The 1,568-nt window shown below is 53.4% G+C and carries 1 rRNA gene; it reads right to left on the bottom strand.

Annotated features, from left to right (window positions below):
• A 23S ribosomal RNA gene (locus L7D49_RS00855) occupies positions 1–1,564 on the bottom strand; the annotation flags it as partial.
• Between the last annotated feature and the right edge of the window lie 4 nt (positions 1,565–1,568).

Here is a 1,568-nt window from a genome sequence, read left to right as displayed (position 1 = left end):
GTGTTATAGGAACGGGATTTGCCTCGTTCCACACCTCACTGCTTAGACGCGCATGACCAACAGCGCGCTCACCCTATCCTACTGCGTCCCCCCATTGCTAATAGCGGCGGGGAGGTGGTACAGGAATATCAACCTGTTGTCCATCGTCTACGCCTATCGGCCTCGACTTAGGTCCCGACTAACCCTGAGCGGACGAGCCTTCCTCAGGAAACCTTAGGCATTCGGTGGAAGGGATTCTCACCCTTCTTTCGCTACTCATACCGGCATTCTCACTTCCAAGCGCTCCACCAGTCCTTCCGGTCTAGCTTCAACGCCCTTGGAACGCTCTCCTACCACTGACACCATCGGTGTCAATCCGCAGTTTCGGTGATCCGTTTAGCCCCGGTACATTTTCGGCGCAGCGCCACTCGACCAGTGAGCTATTACGCACTCTTTAAATGGTGGCTGCTTCTAAGCCAACATCCTGGTTGTCTGGGCAGCGCCACATCCTTTTCCACTTAACGGATACTTGGGGACCTTAACTGGCGGTCTGGGCTGTTTCCCTCTCGACTACGGATCTTATCACCCGCAGTCTGACTCCCAAACATAAATCATCGGCATTCGGAGTTTGTCTGAATTCGGTAACCCGGGATGGGCCCCTAGTCCAAACAGTGCTCTACCTCCGAGATTCTTTCGTTTGAGGCTAGCCCTAAAGCTATTTCGGAGAGAACCAGCTATCTCCAGGTTCGATTGGAATTTCACCGCTACCCACACCTCATCCCCGCACTTTTCAACGTACGTGGGTTCGGGCCTCCAGTAAGTGTTACCTTACCTTCACCCTGGACATGGGTAGATCACCTGGTTTCGGGTCTACGACCCCATACTCTGTCGCCCTATTCAGACTCGCTTTCGCTGCGGCTCCGCCTTCTCAGCTTAACCTTGCATGGAATCGTAACTCGCCGGTTCATTCTACAAAAGGCACGCCATCACCCATTAACGGGCTCTGACAACTTGTAGGCACACGGTTTCAGGTTCTTTTTCACTCCCCTTCCGGGGTGCTTTTCACCTTTCCCTCACGGTACTGGTTCACTATCGGTCACTAGGGAGTATTTAGCCTTGGGAGATGGTCCTCCCGGATTCCGACGGAATTTCACGTGTTCCGCCGTACTCAGGATCCACTCTGGAGGGGATGGACTTTCGGCTACGGGGCTTTTACCCGCTCTGGCGAACCTTTCCAGGTTGCTTCGCCTAATCCATCCCTTTGTAACTCCGTATAGAGTGTCCTACAACCCCAGGAAGCAAGCTTCCTGGTTTGGGCTAATCCCGTTTCGCTCGCCGCTACTAAGGGAATCGATTTTTCTTTCTCTTCCTCCGGGTACTTAGATGTTTCAGTTCTCCGGGTGTGCCTCGAGTGCGCTATGTATTCACGCAAACGTACTACCCCATTACGGGCAGTGGGTTCCCCCATTCGGAAATCTTCGGCTCAAAGCTTACTTACAGCTCCCCGAAGCATATCGGTGTTAGTTCCGTCCTTCATCGGCTCCTAGTGCCAAGGCATCCGCCGTGCGCCCTTTCTAACTTAACCTTTA

Source organism: Sporosarcina cyprini (assembly GCF_022048975.1).
GTDB lineage: Bacteria > Bacillota > Bacilli > Bacillales_A > Planococcaceae > Sporosarcina > Sporosarcina cyprini.
This window is presented reverse-complemented; position numbering and strand designations above follow the sequence as displayed.